Source organism: Alteromonas sp. S015 (genome assembly GCF_036864485.1).
GTDB lineage: Bacteria > Pseudomonadota > Gammaproteobacteria > Enterobacterales > Alteromonadaceae > Alteromonas.
Genome location: NZ_JAZETO010000010.1, coordinates 33,112 through 52,581, shown reverse-complemented (window position 1 = coordinate 52,581; position 19,470 = coordinate 33,112). Strand labels below are relative to the sequence as shown.

The 19,470-nt window shown below is 44.9% G+C and carries 18 protein-coding genes; 17 read left to right on the top strand and 1 reads right to left on the bottom strand.

Features of this window, described 5'->3' with window-relative positions; translation table 11 throughout:
• The first annotated feature begins 94 nt into the window (after nt 1–94).
• Entirely contained in the window at nt 95–2,458 is a 2,364-nt protein-coding gene (locus V7R42_RS17605) for a TonB-dependent receptor (protein ID WP_334021660.1), read from the top strand.
• A gap of 121 nt (nt 2,459–2,579) precedes the next feature.
• Here the strand turns inward: V7R42_RS17605 and V7R42_RS17600 are convergent, their stop codons facing one another.
• Nucleotides 2,580–4,280: an alkaline phosphatase D family protein gene (locus V7R42_RS17600; RefSeq protein ID WP_334021658.1), complete on the bottom strand. Its 1,701-nt coding sequence runs from the start codon at nt 4,278–4,280 to the stop codon at nt 2,580–2,582.
• A gap of 305 nt (nt 4,281–4,585) precedes the next feature.
• Between V7R42_RS17600 and rnr the strand changes: the two genes are divergently transcribed.
• The 16 genes from rnr (at nt 4,586) to secY (ending at nt 19,434) form a co-directional block, all read left to right on the top strand.
• Nucleotides 4,586–7,003, top strand: coding sequence for a ribonuclease R (gene rnr, locus V7R42_RS17595; RefSeq protein ID WP_334021656.1), 2,418 nt, complete (start codon nt 4,586–4,588; stop codon nt 7,001–7,003).
• Nucleotides 7,004–7,744, top strand: coding sequence for a 23S rRNA (guanosine(2251)-2'-O)-methyltransferase RlmB (rlmB, locus tag V7R42_RS17590; RefSeq protein WP_334021655.1), 741 nt, complete (start codon nt 7,004–7,006; stop codon nt 7,742–7,744).
• A gap of 517 nt (nt 7,745–8,261) precedes the next feature.
• Complete coding sequence (locus V7R42_RS17585; RefSeq protein ID WP_334021653.1) at nt 8,262–9,938, top strand: S8 family serine peptidase; 1,677 nt, start codon at nt 8,262–8,264, stop codon at nt 9,936–9,938.
• Between the two features lie 289 nt (nt 9,939–10,227).
• Nucleotides 10,228–11,622: a DUF4397 domain-containing protein gene (locus tag V7R42_RS17580; protein ID WP_334021652.1), complete on the top strand. Its 1,395-nt coding sequence runs from the start codon at nt 10,228–10,230 to the stop codon at nt 11,620–11,622.
• A 133-nt stretch (nt 11,623–11,755) separates the two neighbouring features.
• Nucleotides 11,756–13,864, top strand: a complete 2,109-nt coding sequence (locus tag V7R42_RS17575; protein WP_334021651.1) for a GAF domain-containing hybrid sensor histidine kinase/response regulator — start codon at nt 11,756–11,758, stop codon at nt 13,862–13,864.
• 221 nt (nt 13,865–14,085) lie between these two features.
• Nucleotides 14,086–14,454: a 50S ribosomal protein L14 gene (gene rplN, locus V7R42_RS17570; protein WP_012519228.1), complete on the top strand. Its 369-nt coding sequence runs from the start codon at nt 14,086–14,088 to the stop codon at nt 14,452–14,454.
• A gap of 12 nt (nt 14,455–14,466) precedes the next feature.
• Nucleotides 14,467–14,781, top strand: a complete 315-nt coding sequence (gene rplX / locus V7R42_RS17565; RefSeq protein WP_014950912.1) for a 50S ribosomal protein L24 — start codon at nt 14,467–14,469, stop codon at nt 14,779–14,781.
• A gap of 17 nt (nt 14,782–14,798) precedes the next feature.
• Nucleotides 14,799–15,338: a 50S ribosomal protein L5 gene (gene rplE / locus V7R42_RS17560; protein WP_014950911.1), complete on the top strand. Its 540-nt coding sequence runs from the start codon at nt 14,799–14,801 to the stop codon at nt 15,336–15,338.
• A gap of 12 nt (nt 15,339–15,350) precedes the next feature.
• The gene (gene rpsN / locus V7R42_RS17555; RefSeq protein ID WP_012519225.1) at nt 15,351–15,656 is read left to right on the top strand and encodes a 30S ribosomal protein S14; all 306 of its coding nucleotides are present in this window, start codon (nt 15,351–15,353) and stop codon (nt 15,654–15,656) included.
• Between the two features lie 13 nt (nt 15,657–15,669).
• Entirely contained in the window at nt 15,670–16,062 is a 393-nt protein-coding gene (gene rpsH / locus V7R42_RS17550; protein WP_012519224.1) for a 30S ribosomal protein S8, read from the top strand.
• A 13-nt stretch (nt 16,063–16,075) separates the two neighbouring features.
• Nucleotides 16,076–16,609 (top strand): 50S ribosomal protein L6, encoded by a 534-nt coding sequence (gene rplF, locus V7R42_RS17545; protein WP_334021649.1) that lies wholly within the window; start codon nt 16,076–16,078, stop codon nt 16,607–16,609.
• 12 nt (nt 16,610–16,621) lie between these two features.
• Nucleotides 16,622–16,975, top strand: a complete 354-nt coding sequence (rplR, locus tag V7R42_RS17540; protein WP_014950908.1) for a 50S ribosomal protein L18 — start codon at nt 16,622–16,624, stop codon at nt 16,973–16,975.
• A gap of 9 nt (nt 16,976–16,984) precedes the next feature.
• Nucleotides 16,985–17,485: a 30S ribosomal protein S5 gene (gene rpsE, locus V7R42_RS17535; protein ID WP_012519221.1), complete on the top strand. Its 501-nt coding sequence runs from the start codon at nt 16,985–16,987 to the stop codon at nt 17,483–17,485.
• Nucleotides 17,486–17,491: 6 nt separating this feature from the next.
• The gene (gene rpmD / locus V7R42_RS17530; protein WP_014950907.1) at nt 17,492–17,671 is read left to right on the top strand and encodes a 50S ribosomal protein L30; all 180 of its coding nucleotides are present in this window, start codon (nt 17,492–17,494) and stop codon (nt 17,669–17,671) included.
• A gap of 3 nt (nt 17,672–17,674) precedes the next feature.
• Nucleotides 17,675–18,109, top strand: coding sequence for a 50S ribosomal protein L15 (rplO, locus tag V7R42_RS17525; protein ID WP_049586735.1), 435 nt, complete (start codon nt 17,675–17,677; stop codon nt 18,107–18,109).
• Nucleotides 18,110–18,114: 5 nt separating this feature from the next.
• The gene (secY, locus tag V7R42_RS17520) at nt 18,115–19,434 is read left to right on the top strand and encodes a preprotein translocase subunit SecY (RefSeq protein WP_014977524.1); all 1,320 of its coding nucleotides are present in this window, start codon (nt 18,115–18,117) and stop codon (nt 19,432–19,434) included.
• Nucleotides 19,435–19,470 lie beyond the last annotated feature (36 nt).

Here is a 19,470-nt window from a genome sequence, read left to right as displayed (position 1 = left end):
TTGATTCTTCTTAACAATAAGCAATATCGTCAATCTACTGGCGAAATGCTTGTAAAAAATACTTAAAAAAATAGCACATAAAAGGAATGATTTGATGTCCCCCCTGAACCCAAGAACGGTTTATCCGCGCTCTTTGCTTACAACAACTATTGCCTTTGCGCTATCTACCTCCGCAATTGCACAAGAAGCCTCCCCTAATACGGCAAACGATGGGGATTATATAGAAGAGATAACAGTAACCGCGCAAATGCGTGAGCAGTCGGTAATGGATGTGCCTGTTACTATGGACGTTATAGGCAGTGAGTTTTTAGAGCGTACCAATATTATGGAGCTCGATGAGCTCTCTCGCATATTACCAAACGTTCAAATTCAGGAGCAGGCCGTAAGCCTACCGTCTTTTAATATTCGTGGTGTAACTGACGATGTTTCATCAGTGTCGGCTACGCCTCGTATATCGGTCTATCAAGACGGCTTTGATATCAGTAAGAAAACGGTAGCCAGTGTCGCGCTTTACGATATTGCCCGTGTAGAAGTATTAAAAGGCCCTCAGCCGACCCTATTTGGTGTGGCAGCAGCTAATGGTGCAGTAAGCATTCACTCTAATCTTCCCACCTTCGAAGAAGAGGGCAAAGTGCAGGTTGGCTTTAACTCAGAGCAAGGCCAAGAAGTTGAGTTTATGTATAATCAGCCTATCAACGACAATCACAGTTTTCGAATAGCGGGTCTTTATCGCGAAATGGACGGCATTGTAGAAAACAATGCCTGTAGCGCTGATTCCTATTACGGTAATGCAAATATGTACAACCATCTTGGTGAAGAAGTGCCGTGCAACAGCGAAGATCTTCAGGGTGTTTCAGTACAAGCACTACGTGCAACATGGCGAGCGAATTACGATCAGCTTGAAATCATTGCGCGCGCAGCCATGGAATACAACGATCAGCCCGGCATTGCCTTCAAATCAGGCTCAATCGCCCCCAACGGCGGAGACACTAGCCCTTTTACCGATGCTGAATTTAGCTTGGGTAGCGAACTAGGCATTGAACGAACGCTTCAAGCTTACGACTTAACGGTTAACTACGACGTTAACCAAATGCTTAGCCTTCACGCCGACGCATATTATAAAGATGTAGAAGTAAGCGAAGGCTTTGATGCCGACGGTTCTGCCTTGCGTATTCAAGATGCCTATTTCGATAACGACGCTACACTTAAAGGTGCGTCAATGCGTTTAGTGTATGACTCGGGTGATAAGCTGGCCGCGTTTGTAGGTGCGTCCATTACTCAAGACGATTCTATTTTGCCCTATTATGTGATGGTAGACCCATTTGTACGTGGTACCTTCGATGCGGTAAAAGCACAGCTTGAGGCCACCTCAAACATTCCGCTTAATCAGAATATCGCTACTGATGCATCGTTAGAAGACATTGAAGCACTGCGTGCGATGTTAGTCTCGCAGCTATTTAATGAAGATGGCTCTCCTATTTCCAACCCTACATTGCCGCCTATTCTGATACAAGGGCCGTTTATATTTGAAGCTGAGCTAGACATAGCGTCTTATGTTGCTGAAGTGTCGTATTTTGTGACCGACGACATCAACATTACTGCTGGCGTGCGCTATATCGACGAAACACGTTATACCCGTAATACTTATACTACTGAAGACGGTACATTTACGTTCGATGCCGAACGTGACTTTAACGATACCTTGCCGCGCTTTGCCGTGAGCTATGATATTAATAACAACTGGAACGTATACGCGAACTACGCCAAAGGCCGTCGTTCGCCGGTTGTTGATGCAAATGCGGGGGGGGTTACTGTGACTAAACCTGAAATAGTAGACAGCTACGATTTAGGTATTAAATATCAAAGTGCCAACTTCCTGTTCTCAGGTGCCATTTTTACCTACGAATACAGCGATTATCAACAAAGCTTTACCGACGCAGAGACGTTACAGTCTATTACTGTAACGGTGGGCGACTCGACCATGTCGGGAATTGAAGGCATGGCGACCTATAATTACAGTGAAACGTTGACGCTTACAGCAAGCCTTGGATTCTTAGACGCGGAATTTGCGGATAACACGGCTGATGGTTCAGAGTTCCAGTACGGTGGCAATAAGTTCCGTTTAGCGCCAGAAGTCAGCGGCGCGATAAACATCAACAAAGTATTCAATATGGACAGTTTTGACATTGATGTTAACTGGCTTACCAGCTTCCAGTCAGAAGTGTTCTTTGAAAGCAGCAACTACCCTGGTCTTTCTCAAGATACTTACTCATTGACTGATGTATCGGTGAAGCTGCTTCAAGACAACAGTAAGTTTGCTTACGAGTTTTACGTGAACAACCTATTTGATAAAGAGTTCTTGATTGATGCAGGGAACACCGGTGGTGGCTTGGGTATTCCTACCTTTGTTCGCGGAATGCCTCGCATTGCCGGTGTGCGTGTTTACTACGAGTTTTAAGGTTGGCAAGGAGTAAACGCGCTGCATTCAATTAAGCGCGTTTACTTATTTAATTAAAAAATGACTTCATAAAGTAAAGCCGCAAGCATGCGGCTTATTCCGTCTTAATAAATAGCCTTTATCAAGCGTTTATCTCATAGCTATGCGTATTAACCACTTTTCCTGCCTTAGTCAAAATCGCATCAACATAGTGCCAAGTGGCTGTGGCACTGTCTTGGCTGACGGTTAATGTCATAAAACCGCGCTGGTGAAGATTACAGTATTGCAAGTCTTCAATAAGAAGGGGTAGGTCATCAGCAAGCTGTCTCGCCATGTCATCATCCATACTTAAATAGTGTTCCATACCTGGCGATGTGACACCTGGCGTGGCTAGTTCCACGCCCACTTCCGATCCATCTTTTAGGGTTAATTTGTTGTGCCAGGCGTTATGCGTATCTCCCGCCAAAGCTATTACTGGCTTACCGATAGACTTCAGCTGCATCAGTACCTGCTCTCGTTCTATGGGGTAGCCATCCCATGCGTCTAAGTTGTATGGCATTACTGTATTAATTAAGGCAAGCTCTTGTTCACTGAGTGTGCCACCTTGCATTTGTTTGCGTTGAATATTCGCCAGTTTGTGTACATGGGCAGGTATTGCTTTACGTTCAACGCCGTTGAATATAGATACAGGGAAGAGCATGCGACCTATTAACAGCTGTTGCCCTAATACCTGCCATTTTGCCTGACTTTGCTGCATAGACGAATGTAGCCAGTTACGCTGAGTTTCTCCAAGAAGCCCGCGGCTCGGGTTGCCGATGTCTTTCATAAAACGTGCTTGGTCAAAGGCTTTTGTTTCCGCATCGCGATAGTTGGCGTATTCAAGCTGTTTGTCGCGCGCAAGTACGCGGGTATCAAGCATGTATAGATCGAGTAGGTTGCCAAAGGTAAACTGACGGTATATTTCCAATCGCTCAGTGCCAAATGGCGGGCGAATAGGCAGCCATTCATAATAAGCTTGTACGGCCGCTGCACGACGTGCATAAAAATCGCCTTCATCCTCTTGGTGATTTTCAGCCCCATCTTTGTAGGTGTCGTTGGTAATCTCGTGATCATCCCATACCACGATAAACGGCTTATTTTGATGTAACGCAAGCAGGCCCTCATCCGTACGGTATAGCGCATAGCGCTTGCGATAGTCGATTAGCGTATAAAGCTCGGTATCATTATCGGGGGCAAAAGTTCTGCCAATTTCCTTAGCGTGCTCCGTAGCGTAACCCTTTCCATCGTATTCATAAATGTAGTCACCAAGGTGTAATACGTAGTCGATATTGTCGTCTTTCGCAGCTTCCTTATAAGGTGTGAAAAAGCCTGCAGGGTAGTTAGAGCAAGAAAATATGCCGAACGTCACATTAGACACATCGGTTTCTGGCAGTGTACGGGTTTCACCTATTGGGCTTGTATTATTGGCGCTTTTGAAACGGTAAAAATAACGGCTATCTGGAGTAAGACCTGCTACGTCTACTTTTACCGTAAAGTCATGAGTTGCTTTGGCTTCAACAATGCCGCTACTTATCACGTTGGCAAAATCGGCATCGCTTGCCATTTCCCACATGATATCGGCGCTAACTAAACCTGACCCCGAGTCTGGAGTAGGTACTGCTCGTGTCCAAATAATCACGGCGTCTTTTAACGGGTCGCCACTTGCCACGCCATGAGTAAAGGTTGCGTTAGTTCGTGGTTGGTTATTTGCCGTATTGCTAACTGTACAGCCCGCTAGTCCTGCCGACACTGCCACACTCGCACCTGCGAATGACGACAGTTTTATAAACGTTCTTCTATCCATATGCCTGCTCTTTGTAAGGTTTGTAGGGATTTGGGTCTTAATTGTTTTGTTGAACGCCCGTGCAACAAAAACGAAAGTCCATTTTTATACCGAGTGTTTATGACATTGAGATGTCAGGTTGTGAATCCACAATAACGCACATTCTTTTACTGCAAATACTGTTATACTGTGCAGCAAATAACCACATGAACCCAAAATGGTTTGTGTGTCTAAACAATCATATTTATGTTTTCTACAGCGCTTTGAAGAGCTAAGACACAAACGAAAACACGTTGAAAAAAACACGAAAGGTAAATTTAAAATACATGAGTGATGATCCGCATTATCAGCGCGAGAAAGAAAAGTACGAAAATCCGGTAGCCAGCCGTGAATATTTAATGAACTTGTTAAAAGAGCATGACAAGCCTTTGTCGTTTCTTGACATCTGTAACTTGGTGAGTGCCTTCGACGAAGATGCGAGAATTGGAATTCAGCGCCGACTGCGTGCTATGGAACGCGAAGGGCAGGTTCAATTTACCAAACAGAAGAAGTACGTACTTCAAAACCGCGACGAGCTCATTAAAGGTCGAATTATTGGTCATCGAGACGGTTACGGCTTTTTGCGTCCTGAAGATAAAAGCGGTGATTTATTTATAAGTGCAGGGCAAATGAATTTGTTTCTACACGACGATGTAGTAGAAGCGCGCATTAGCGGTACCGATCGCCGAGGCAGAAAAGAAGCGTTTGTGACGCAAGTCATCGAGCCCCGCAGCGAGCCAATTGTTGGCCGCTATTTTGTCGAGCAAGGGTTTGGCATGGTTGTGCCAGATGACAGCCGTTTGCAGCATGAAATTGTCATACCACCGGAAAGCACACATGGGGCCCGAATGGGACAGGTGGTAGTGGTTGAGCTTACACAGCGTCCACGCCGAAAAATGAGCCCGGTGGGTAAAATTGTTGAAGTGCTTGGTGAACATATGGCGCCAGGTATGGAAATTGAAATGGCCCTTCGCACATTTGATATTCCGCACCAGTGGCCAAACGGTGTAACCAAGCAGGTGGAAAAGCTGACCGACCAGGTGCCAGATGACGCTAAAGAAGGTCGTATTGATCTACGCCAGCTTCCCCTGGTTACCATTGACGGAGAAGACGCCCGCGACTTTGATGATGCGGTATATTGCGAACCACTGGACGACGGTGGCTGGCAGCTTTGGGTCGCTATTGCCGATGTAAGCCACTATGTAAGAACAGGCTCTGCCCTTGACGATGAAGCACAGCAACGCGGTAACTCGGTATATTTTCCTGACCAAGTTATTCCTATGCTGCCAGAAGTACTGTCTAACGGATTGTGTTCATTAAACCCTGAAGTTGACCGTTTGTGTATGGTATGTGAAATGACGATTAGCGCGAATGGGAAACTGGAAGAGTTTCAGTTTTACGAAGCGGTTATGAACTCACATGCCCGTTTAACCTACACCAAAGTGTGGAATATTCTTCAGGGCGACAAAGAACTTCATCAGCGTTACGAAACTCATGTACCTCATTTACGTAATCTCCACGACTTATACCGCGCGCTCAAAAAAGCCCGGGCCAAGCGTGGAGCCATTGAGTTTGAAACGCAAGAAGTGAAATTCGTGTTTAACGCACAGCGCAAGATAGAAAATATTGTGCCTCTGGTGCGTAACGACGCACACAAGCTTATTGAAGAGTGCATGATCATGGCCAACGTGAGTGCAGCCCTAATGCTTGAAAAGCATGAAGCACCAGCGCTATATCGTGTGCACGACAAACCAGATGCCGATAGGCTTACCGCATTTACCAGTTACTTAAGTGAAATAGGCATTCCTCATCGCATTGTTGAAGATGCCGAGCCGGCCGCATTTACCGATGTGGTGCTTAAAACGCGCGGGCGGGTAGACGAAGAGCTTATTCAAACCATGCTGCTGCGCTCTATGAAGCAAGCGGTTTATGATGGCGAGAATGTTGGTCACTTTGGTTTGGCGTTAGAAGCGTATGCTCACTTTACGTCACCTATTCGCCGATACCCAGACTTAGTGGTGCACCGTGCACTAAAAGGCATTATTGCTAAACAGCAGGGTAAAAAAGCGGTGAGTGGCGCAAAAAACTATACCGTTGAGGAAATTGAACAGCTAGGTGAACAGTGTTCAATGACCGAACGCCGTGCCGATGATGCAACTCGTGATGTGGCAGACTGGTTGAAGTGCGAATTTATGCTCGATCACGTAGGCGATACCTTTGAAGGTGTGGTTAGCTCGGTCACTAATTTTGGCTTATTTATACGTCTTACCGAATATCATATCGACGGCTTGGTACATATTACATCACTAGATGACGACTATTATCACTATGATGACGTAAAACAAGCGTTGGTCGGTGAGTCGGGCCATCGACAATTCAGACTTGGCGATACGGTTGAAGTGACAGTGGCAGCCGTGAATCTTGATGAAAGAAAGATTGATTTATTACTCGATAAGTCTATGCTGCGCTCGGCTAAAGGCAAGAAGGTAAAAGTGAGGTCTGCGAAAAAGGCTTCAGACAAACCTACTCGTTTTGATAATAAACCACGCTCTGGCAAAGGCTCGCGTTCTGACAAGAAAGGGAGCAGAGGTAAAGGCGGCTCAAGCTCGCCTAGTCGAAGCAGTGGAAAATCGTCAAGTCGCGGCAGCGCAAAAGGCGGTAGCAGCGGCAAAACACTGTCATTGAATAAAAGAGGTAAGCGTTAAATGGCGCAGCAAGAATGGTTATACGGTTTACATGCCATGCAGTCGGTACTTGAGAAAGAACCAGAGCGTGTGATGGAAGTGTGGGTTTTAAAAGGGCGTAATGATGAACGCTTAACCAACATTGTTAACCAGGCGCGCCGTTTCGGAATTTCAGTTCAGTTCAGTCAGCGCAAAGCGTTGGACGAAAAGGTTAATGGCGAGCAGCATCAAGGTGTTGTTGCTAAAGCGAAGCCCGCGCGCGTTATGGATGAAGCTGACCTTGATAAAATTCTTGAGCGAGAATCACAGCCGCTAATTTTGGTGTTAGACGGTATTACTGACCCTCATAATCTAGGTGCATGCTTACGCACGGCTGATGGTGCGGGTGTACACGCTGTTGTGGTACCGAAAGATAAGTCGGCAAGTTTAAACGGCACGGTAAGGAAAGTAGCCTGTGGCGCGGCGGAGGTTATGCCGCTAATTCAAATTACAAACCTTGCTAGAACCTTAAAGCACCTTCAAGACAAAGGACTTTGGATTGTTGGCACTGCCGGTGAAACCGACAAAACCCTTTACGATGCAGACCTTAAAGGCCCAACAGCGCTGGTAATGGGGGCCGAAGGCAAAGGCATGCGTAGGCTTACCAAAGAAACGTGTGATGAACTGGTGAAACTTCCGATGGCGGGCAGCGTGACCAGCTTGAACGTGTCGGTAGCTACTGGCGTGTGTTTATACGAAATTGTAAGACAGCGCGGTTTATAAAAATTGATGTCTTAACTTAGACAGTCTTTATGGCCACTGATGGTGTTTCTGATGAATGCGTGTGAACCAATAGCCTCACACGCATTTTTATATTTAAGCAAAACTTATAGGCGTTTAATATTTTGTTACATTTAAATATGTAAGGACAATATTAAATTTGGTTTTGTATTCCTACCCTTAATTTTCCTGAAATATATATACGACGTGCTTTTTATAAGTTGTACGGTTTTTTGTGCACGTTTAAAGGTATGGAAAATGCTCGCCAAGTTTTAGGCAATATACGTAACAGCCCTACTCTACGCCTAATATCAATTGTGTATTTAAATTGGGAATACCGTTTATTTACATGCCTGACAAACGGGTAGGTCATTGTAACGCAGTTGCGTCGGTCGCCATGGGTGAGCTTTTCGTATGAGGTAATGGTTATACCTGTATGTCGCTTAATAACAAATAACTTCTAAAGCACGGAATAAAACAGTGTTGAAGTTAACAGGACAGATAAAACAGGAAATAAATTTTGAACTCAAAATCAAATAAGATTCACACATGCTTAACAGCAGCGGCTCTAGCTGTATCACTGAGCTTAATGGGTCATTCAGCAATGGCAGCAGGCGAAGGCCTGGTAAAAGTTGAGGAAAAACCTCAAACCCTCAAACAAACATTAGGTAACCGATTGACAGCCGATCGTTTAGTTATCGCTGACCAAGGGCGTTACATCGTCAAGTTCAAAGATGAGATGGCCAGTGAAACGGTTGAAGTACGTGCATCAAAGGGTAAAGGTCAAGTCACAACCTCTAAATCGAAAGGTAAAAAACCTTTCGATATCGTATCTGCTAAATCTGAGATTAGAAAGGCCGGAGGTTCGATTAAAAAAGCGCTAAAGAAGCATAAATTGGTAGCGGCTACTATGAGTAAATCTGCGCTCAACAAGCTTCGTAAAAACCCAAATGTAGAAAGCATTGAAGAGGACGTTCGTCGTTACCTTATGGCGCAAAACACACCATACGGCTACACCATGGTCCAGGCGAATCAATTTGCACAATCAGATACGACGGCTCGAAAAGTCTGCATCATTGATACAGGTTATAACCTAGGCCACCCAGACCTTCCGGGAACAAACGATGGCGTGACGGGGCAGGCAAACAACAGTGCTGTCGGTAACTGGTATAACGACGGCAACGGTCACGGTACCCACGTAGCGGGAACGATTGGCGCATACGATAACAACGAAGGTGTGATTGGTGTATACCCAGGTGTAGACATGCATATCGTTAAAATCTTTAACGATAACGGCCAGTGGACGTACGCGTCTGACTTAATTGATGCTATCACTCAATGTCAGAACGCGGGCTCTGACGTTGTAAATATGAGCTTAGGTGGCGGGAGCGCATCAACCACCGAGCGAAATGCAATGGAGAGCTTTACGAATGCAGGCATATTGTTAGTTGCAGCGGCAGGTAACGATGGTAATAGTGCAAAATCTTACCCAGCGTCTTACGACGCGGTGATGTCGGTTGCGGCGGTAGACTCAAACGAGAATCGTGCAAGTTACAGCCAATATAATGATCAAGTTGAAATTGCGGCACCAGGAAGTGCTGTACAGTCTACTTATCCCACCAACACCTATGCTTCGCTAAGCGGCACATCAATGGCTACTCCGCATGTTGCTGGTGGTGCAGCATTAGTATGGAGTTACTTTCCGCAGTGTTCGAATAACCAGATTCGTAGCGCACTTACCGCAACGGCTGAAGATAAAGGCAGTGCTGGCCGCGATAATTTTTATGGCTATGGCTTAATGCAGTTGGCAGATGCGTATAATTACCTGAATACTAATGGTTGTGACGGTAGTGGAAATGGCGACGGTGGCGGTGACGGCTCTGAGCCTGGCGTAGAGCCAGTATCGGGCGAGTTATCAAACCTTTCAGGTACTCGCAATAGCTGGGATCGTTACACTTGGACTATCCCTGAAGGTGTAACGCAGATGACTATTCGTACCTCTGGTGGTTCTGGTGATGCCGATCTTTACGTAAAGTTTGGTTCGCAGCCAGAAATAAACAGCTACGATTGCCGTCCCTATCAAGATGCTAACAGCGAAGTGTGTACATTTGATGCGCCGTCGTCAGGTACATGGCACATTGGTATTCGTGCTTACGCCTCATATAGTGGCGTCACACTTTCTTACTCTTACGAGTAGTTGTACGCGTCTCTTTAAAACAACCCTTAAGCCTGCTTATGCAGGCTTTTTTATGTTTATTCGCCGCTTATTTAATAAGGCGACTTCAACCTTTTTGATGTATCAAATTGTAAAGCTTTTATAAAAAATGTTGGTGTTTGCAAAGATAGCGTAAAGCCCCGAACTAACCCCTTTTAACTTAGCCATATCATTGTATTGTGCGTGCCAAGTTAAGCACTCTCTACATGTGCCTACTCGTTTCAACGCAGGCTTTATCCAATCAAGAACAACATCAAAGGACTTTCAATTTATGCAATTGACCTCTCAAACTCTGCTTAGTGGAACATGGTTCAAAGCGGTGGCAATCGGGCTTATTTCATTGCTGGGACTTACCGCTTGCGGTAGCTCAGACAGCAGTAGCTCAGATTATTCGTATGCTTACATTCAGTTTTACAACGCTTCACCCAATGGAGCAAACGTAGTAATGCGTGAAGTCGATGGCGATAGCATGGGATCTGCTCAATTTGGCGACACTACATCAATGTACTCTATGGATGATGGTGAACTAGAACTGGAGTTCATACGGACTGATTCAGACGACCAAGAAGTACTTATTGACGAAATCACCGTTAACCTGAAAACAGGTTATAAAACCATTATCATAATGAGCGGAGATTTTAGTAACCCTGTTTTTACTACTTACTCTTATGAGCGCGAAACAATGGAAGATCACTTTCGTTTGTTTGCTTTGTCAGTAGCCGCAGATGAATCGTCTTATGATTTCTATTTGAGTGAGTCTGGTGACCCGTTTGAAGCGGCAAACTTTCTAGGTACGGTCACAACAAGTGACATGATTGAATTTGAATTCTGGGATGCGGATGATGACAGCGACTATTTCGATGAAGGTGAGTACACTATTTATTTAACCGAGCCAGGAAGTGACGTGGTAGTATTTGAGTCACAAACCATCGACTTTGTATACGAAACTGAGTATCTGTTAACACTGCGCGATGTAAGTGGTGCAATTCAGGAAGGGTTAGTGGTGGACACTATCCTAAACTCGTCTTCAGTAACAGCGCTTACGGACGTTGAAGCTGATTCTCAGTACCGTATTTACAACTCTACGAATCTAGATGCAGAGCTTCAGGTTACCTTTGGTGGAAACACTGATGAAGAAGACGTGAGTTTTACGCTTGCTGCTGGTGAGCTATCGGAGTTTAGCACTATCCGCTATGGTGACTATCGCGTTACGGTAACCGACCCATCAGGTACAGTTACATCACTGAGTAACAAGCTAATTACGCTTAATCAGGGTGAGAGTAAAGCTATCCTCATTTACAACACAAACAACAAATTAGGTGCAGCGACGTTTGTAGAAAGTGGTCTGCCTCAGGCCTATGATAAAACAGTAAACTTCATCAACTTAGTGAGCGACTTTGATGATGTAGACTTTTACTTGGTAAGAAACGACGAAACCATTGATACTGCAGAGTACGATGTACAAAACCTAGAATTTGCTGAAAGTACCAGTGAAGTCCTCCCTTCAGATTATTATGAAGTGATTGCCGTTTACGAAGATGGTAACGAAGAGCAAGTACTGCTTGATAGAACCGCGCTGTTTGGTTTTACAGAGGAAGAAAACTACATAGTTACCGTTGAGCCAGCGGATACGCCAACGGGGTATGAAATTAACGTGCTTTATTAATCGGTTAGTGTTTTTTTTATACTAATTGATAAGAGAGAAAACTTTCATCTCTTGAAATATCTCATAAATTTAAAAGGTCAATATTAAGCATATTGGCCTTTTTTATTTGCAGTCTGGGAGGGCTAAAATCCTCATGAGTATTATTCAAGAACTACAAACCATATCAAATGACAACGCGCTTTCATTTAATAGAAAGCTTGAAAGCCTACTATGCATAGGTACGGAAATACTCGGGTTGGAAACAGGGATTGTCAGTAATATTCAAGGCGATAATTACCGTGTTCTTAGTGTGTTCCCCCCAGATAATGGTATTCCATTAAATAAGGCCTTCGCGTTGTTAGACACTTACTGCGCTGACGTGGTGAACAAAGATGCTGTAGTGGCTTATCACAATATAGACGAAACGCCAGGTGCGTCACATCCGTGCTTTGAGAAGTACACGTTAAAAAGTTATCTAGCGTCGCCAGTTCGAGTACATGGTGAATTTTTCGGTACAGTAAACTTTTCATCCCTTAGCCCACGGGAAAGGCCTTTTACATCAATTGAAACGGATTATTTACTTTTACTTGCTTCGTGGATTGGTAATGAATTAGAGCGCCAACAAGCGATGAATAACCTTAATGCACAAAAAGCAGTGCTAGAAGAACGAAACTCATTATTACATCAGGTAACTAACCTCGCTGGTGTAGGTACATGGGAGTTAAATGTTGATACTGGCGCATTGATTTGGTCAGGTGCGCTCAAGCGAATGCTGCATGTGCATGGTGAGAAGGTAGTTAAGCCAGAAGACGTGATCAAATTTGTGGTTGGTGACGAGCAGCGTACTACCTATGTCGACCAATTCAATCATATGATAAAAACAGGCGAAGACTTCTCCTATGAGCTTGAAGTTCGCACCGATGCGGGAGAAACCCGCTGGTTGCAAAGCCGAGCTCATCCCGTCATAGAAAACGGGCGCTGCGTAAAGGTAATTGGTGCAACTGTCGACATTACACAGCTTCATATGGACAAGGTCATGCTGCAGCAAAAAACGGACATGGCAGAAAACGCCCTGAAAGCAAGAAGCGAGTTTCTTGCCAATATGAGCCATGAGATTCGTACCCCCATCCATGGCGTGCAGGGCATGTTAGAATCGCTTATGAGTACGTCTCTTAACGCCAAGCAATTTGAGTATGCTAGCATCGCAATAAGAAGTGCCGAGTCCCTGCTCAATATTGTTAATGACATATTGGATTTCTCTAAGATTGACTCCGGCAATATGTCTTTCGAGGAATCGCCTATCAACCTTGCTGATGTAATCGAAGAGCAGATTCCTATGTTTACAAGGCTTGCTCACGAAAAAGGGATAGAGCTTTTAGTAAACACTAAGGGAGTTGAGGGCAAAACCTTTATTGCTGATAAATTAAGAGTTGGGCAGATTTTGATCAACCTACTCAACAATGCTATTAAGTTTACAAAAGAAGGAAAAGTTTCGGTTGAAACCAAGAGCACCCGTTACGGAAAAGGTCGATTTTGCGTTAAATTAATTGTGACCGATTCAGGAATAGGCATTAGTGAGCAGCAGCAAAAATTGATATTTTCACCGTTCACTCAAGCTGAGAGTTCTACGCAGCGTAGATACGGTGGAACAGGCTTGGGCTTGTCTATTGTGAGTCAAATCGCTGAGCATTACGATGGTAAGGTAGAAGTGTCTAGCAATTTGGGCGTTGGAGCACGGTTTATTGTAACCCTCATGTTAGACGATGCTAACGCAGGGGCCGTTGCAGAAAAAGCGTGCGGTCATAATCCCGTCTATATTCCGTCTAAAAGAGAACTAAGCGCGTTTAAAGCTCTTATAGTAGAAGATAATGAAATAAATCAACTCGTTATTAAAGAGCAATTGAAAGAGATAGGCATTAGTGCAGATTTGGCCGAAAACGGCGAAGAGGCTTTAGATAAAGTCAAAGGCGCTTTAAAAGAAAAGTCTCCTTATAGTATTATATTGATGGACTGTCATATGCCTGTAATGGATGGAATAGAAGCAACCAAACACATCAGAGAGATGGGAAACGAGACACGTGAAATCCCTATTATTGCGCTAACCGCTAACGCATTAACCGGTGACAAAGAAAAATGCTTGAAATCAGGCATGAACGACTTCATATCTAAACCTGTTGGTGTAAGTCGGCTGAAAGAATGCCTTTTCAGGCACTTGAGTAAACAGCTTGTTAGCAATGAAAATCGCCTAAAAAATCCTGCTTGACAACCGATGACGAGGTTATCAGCCCCGGCTTTTGGTCGGGGCTTTTTTATTGCGCACATAGTTTAAAAATAATTCAATTTACCGCTATCACTTCCAAAACTTTTCTGTTATTATTTCGCGCCCTTTTTATGGGGGTATGTATATAAAAGCAACGACATCCAGTTGTTTTTAGCAGCACTAACGACTCGGGAGAGTCTTAATTTTAAGAGCGGAGCACTAACATGATCCAAATGCAAACTAACCTGGACGTTGCAGACAACAGCGGCGCTCGCAGGGTTCAGTGTATTAAGGTTCTTGGTGGCTCGCATCGCCGTTATGCAGGTATCGGTGACATCATCAAAGTTACTGTTAAGGAAGCAATTCCTCGCGGTAAAGTTAAAAAAGGTGACGTACTGAATGCAGTGGTGGTGCGTACTAGAAAAGGCGTTCGTCGTGCAGATGGTTCTACCATTCGTTTTGACGGTAACGCGGCTGTTATGCTTAATGCTAACAAGCAACCAATTGGTACGCGTATCTTTGGCCCGGTTACCCGTGAGTTGAGAAGTGAAAACTTCATGAAAATCATCTCATTGGCCCCAGAGGTACTATAAGGAGTCACGATAATGGCTAATAAAATTCGTCGTGATGATGAAGTAGTCGTATTAGCGGGTAAAGACAAAGGCAAACAAGGCAAAGTCCTTAAAGTGCTTATTGCTGACAACCGTGTAATTGTAGAAGGCGTTAATCTCGTTAAGAAGCACACTAAGCCAAACCCACAATTGGGCGTAGCTGGTGGCATCGTTGAGAAAGAAGCTTCTATTCACGTTTCTAATGTTGCGATTGTTAACCCGGCAACGGGCAAAGCAGATCGCGTTGGTTTCCGTTTTGAAGATGAGAAGAAAGTACGTTTCTTCAAGTCTAACGGCGAACTTGTTTAATTATATTGGAGAGTACGATGGCGAAACTGCATGATTTCTATAAAGAAACAGTAGTAGCTGAACTTGCTAAGCAGTTCGGGTACAAAAGCGTCATGCAAGTCCCTCGGATTGAAAAAATCACTCTAAACATGGGTTTAGGTGAAGCAGTTGCTGACAAAAAGGTACTTGAGAATGCTCAAGCTGACATGACGGCTATCGCCGGTCAGAAGCCTGTTGTTACAGTTGCTAGAAAATCAGTAGCGGGTTTTAAAATCCGTGAAGGTTATCCGATTGGCTGTAAAGTAACCCTACGCGGCGAGCGTATGTGGGAATTCCTAGAGCGTTTGATTTCAATCGCTATTCCACGTGTTCGCGACTTCCGTGGTTTGAATCCTAAATCATTCGACGGACGTGGTAACTACAGCATGGGCGTGCGTGAGCAAATCATTTTCCCTGAAATCGATTTCGATAAAGTGGATAAGGTTCGCGGTATGGATATCACTATCACTACCAGTGCGAATACAAATGAAGAAGCACGTGCTCTGCTGGACGCGTTTAACTTCCCATTCAAAAAGTAGGGGTGTAGGGTTATGGCAAAAGAATCAATGAAGGCACGCGAAGCTAAGCGTACTAAGCTAGTAGCTAAGTATGCTGAGAAGCGCGCCGCACTTAAAGCGATTATCAGCGATGTTAACGTTTCTGAAGAAGAGCGTTGGGACGCTGTTCTGAAGCTACAACAACTGCCACGTGACTCTAGTTCTTCACGTCAACGTAACCGTTGCCGTGTAACTGGTCGTCCACATGGTTACCTACGCAAATTCGGTCTTAGCCGTATTAAGCTTCGCGAAGCAGCGATGCGCGGTGAAGTCCCTGGCCTTAAGAAAGCCAGCTGGTAAGGAGTAGCTGATAATGAGCATGCAAGATCCTATCGCGGATATGTTTACCCGCATCCGTAACGGCCAGATGGCACAGAAAGTTTCTGTAACTATGCCTTCTTCAAAACTTCGCGTTGCAATCTGTGAAGTATTGAAAGCTGAAGGTTATATTACTGACTTCGCTGCTTCTGGTGACGTTAAGCCTGTTTTAGAAGTTACGCTTAAGTACTTCGAAGGCAAGCAAGTAATTGACACTATCGAACGTGTAAGCCGTCCTGGTCTGCGCATCTATAAGAAAAAAGATGAGCTTCCAAAGGTTATGGGTGGTTTAGGCGTAGCTATCGTGTCGACTTCTAAAGGTGTGATGACTGACCGTGCAGCGCGTAACGCTGGCATGGGCGGTGAGATCATCGGTTATGTAGCATAACGGAGGAGTTGAAATGTCACGTATAGCAAAAGCCCCAGTAGACGTTGTATCAGGTGTAGAAGTTTCTATCTCTGGTCAAGAAGTTACTGTTAAAGGTAGTAAAGGCACTTTGACCCGCGTTTTCAACGACGCTGTAGAAGTTGCACAGGAAGAGAACCAACTTAAAGCACTTCCACGTGAAGGCTTTGTAGACGGTTGGGCACAGGCTGGTACTGCGCGCTCTATCCTGAACGCAATGGTTCAAGGTGTTTCACAAGGTTTCGAGAAAAAACTTCAGTTATTAGGTGTTGGTTACCGTGCACAAGCACAAGGTGCCAAGCTAAACCTTACACTAGGTTTCTCTCACCCTGTAGTATACGAAATGCCTGAAGGCATTACGGTTGAAACTCCTAGCCAAACTGAAATCGTCGTTAAAGGCGCCGATAAGCAGGTGGTTGGTCAGGTTGCGGCGAACATTCGTGGTTACCGTCCACCAGAGCCTTACAAAGGTAAAGGTGTACGTTACGCTGACGAACACGTACGTCGTAAAGAAGCTAAGAAAAAGTAGGTGGGTGATACGATGGATAAGAAAACAGCTCGCATTCGTCGCGCTACTCGCGCACGAGCAAAAATTCGTGAACTGGCCGCGCATCGCTTGGTAGTTAACCGTACACCTCGCCACATCTACGCTCAGCTAATCGCTCCATGCGGTTCTGAAGTGTTAGCAGCGGCTTCAACTGTTGAGAAAGATCTTGCAAAAGATCTTAAGTCTACAGGTAACGCTGAAGCAGCGACGGTAGTCGGTAAAGCAATCGCAGAGCGCGCGCTTGAGAAAGGCATTAAAACAGTGGCTTTCGATCGTAGTGGTTTCCAATACCACGGTCGCGTTAAAGCATTAGCTGATGCAGCTCGCGAAGCTGGTCTTCAGTTCTAGGAGTTTATAATGGCTAAACAAGACGTTCAAAATGGTGAATTTCTAGAGAAATTGATCGCCGTAAACCGCGTATCTAAAGTGGTTAAAGGTGGTCGTATCTTTAGTTTCACTGCATTGACAGTAGTGGGTGACGGTAACGGTCGCGTTGGTTTTGGTTACGGTAAGGCACGTGAAGTTCCTGCTGCAATCCAAAAAGCAATGGAAAAGGCTCGTCGCAACATGGTTGACGTAGACCTTAACGGTCACACGTTACAGCACCCGATTAAAGGTCGTCACTCTGGCTCTAAAGTTTACATGCAGCCAGCATCTGAAGGTACCGGTATTATTGCCGGTGGTGCGATGCGTGCAGTACTTGAAGTAGCTGGTGTACAAAACGTACTTTCAAAATGTTACGGCTCTACAAACCCAATCAACGTTGTACGTGCAACAATCAACGCGCTGACAGAAATGAACAGCCCGGCGAAAGTTGCTGCGAAGCGTGGATTGTCTGTAGAAGAAATTTTGGGGTAATCAGACATGGCAACGATTAAAGTAAAGCAAACCAAAAGTGCAATTGGCCGTCTGCCAAAGCACAAAGCTACGCTTAAAGGTTTAGGTCTTCGTAAAATCAACCATGTTCGTGAACTGGAAGACACCCCAGCCGTTCGTGGCATGATCAACCGTGTATATTACATGGTTGAGATAGTGGAGGAGTAAGACATGCGTTTAAATACAATTTCTCCAGCCGAAGGTTCAAAGCCTACTGGTAAGCGTTCTGGTCGTGGTATCGGCTCAGGTCTTGGTAAAACAGGTGGCGTAGGTCACAAAGGTCAAAAAAGCCGTTCAGGTGGCCGTGTTAAGCCAGGATTCGAAGGTGGTCAGATGCCTATCCAGCGTCGTCTTCCGAAGTTCGGTTTCACTTCACGCAAGAGCTTTGTTACTGATCAAGTAACTCTTGCTGAAATCGCGAAGGTTGATGGTGATACTGCGTCTCTTGAGACTTTAAAAGCAGCTGGTATCGTTAAGAAAGAAATCCAGTTCGTTAAAGTTGTCAAGAGCGGTGAAGTATCACGCGCTGTTACAGTAAGCGGGTTAAAGGTTACTAAAGGCGCTAAAGAAGCGATTGAAGCTGCTGGCGGTAAAGTAGAGGAATAAGCTAGATGGCTAAACCAGGATTGGATTCAGGCGCGAAAAGCGGCTTGAGTGAGCTTAAAGCAAGATTGTTGTTCGTACTAGGTGCGATTGTTGTATTCAGACTAGGTTCTTACGTTCCTATCCCTGGCATCGATCCAGCTGTACTTGCTGACTTGTTCGAGCAACAAAAAGGCACCATTGTAGAAATGTTCAACATGTTCTCTGGTGGTGCGCTTGAGCGTGCATCCGTTCTGGCTTTGGGCATTATGCCATACATTACTGCATCCATTATCATGCAGTTGCTCTCGGTGGTTCACCCACCGATGGTGGAGCTTAAAAAAGAAGGCGAAGCAGGCCGTCGTAAAATTAGTCAGTACACGCGTTATCTAACGCTTGTATTGGCTATCTTCCAATCTATTGGGATTTCGACTGGTTTGCCTAACCTGATTAATGGATTGGTGATAAACCCTGGCTTCGGATTCTACTTTACGGCAGTAGTGAGCCTAGTCACAGGAACTATGTTCCTTATGTGGTTGGGTGAGCAAATTACCGAACGAGGTATTGGTAACGGTATCTCTATATTGATTTTTGCTGGTATTGTTGCCGGTCTACCAACAGCGATAGGTCAGACTGCGGAACAAGCAAGGCAGGGCGACATTAACTTGTTGTTCCTACTGTTGATTGGCGTTATTGTTATCGCTCTTACATACCTAGTTGTATTTGTAGAGCGCGGACAGCGCAGAATTGTGGTAAACTACGCAAAACGTCAGCAAGGCCGTCAGGTTTTTGCTGCGCAAAGCACCCATTTACCGCTAAAAGTCAACATTGCTGGTGTAATTCCACCAATCTTTGCTTCTAGCATTATTTTGTTCCCGGGCACCATCGCAGGATGGTTCGGACAGAATGAATCAACAGCGTGGTTGCAAGATGTAGCGCTTATGCTATCTCCTGGTCAACCGCTGTACGTGATGTTATACGCAGCTGCGATTATCTTCTTCTGCTTCTTCTACACGGCGTTGGTTTTCAACCCGCGTGATACAGCAGATAACTTGAAGAAGTCTGGCGCGTTCATTCCAGGCATCCGCCCGGGTGAGCAAACGTCACGATACATTGACAAGGTAATGACTCGCCTTACACTGGCTGGCGCACTGTACATAACCTTTATTTGTTTAGTGCCTGAATTCATGCTAATTGCTTGGAATGTGCCGTTCTACTTCGGTGGTACGTCGCTTCTCATTATCGTAGTAGTTATTATGGACTTTATGGCACAAGTACAGACACATTTGATGTCTAGTCAATATGAGTCTGTGCTGAAGAAAGCTAACCTTAAAGGCTACGGCCGATAAGTTAGCCCCTTAATATTGATAGAAAGGGGAAAGATG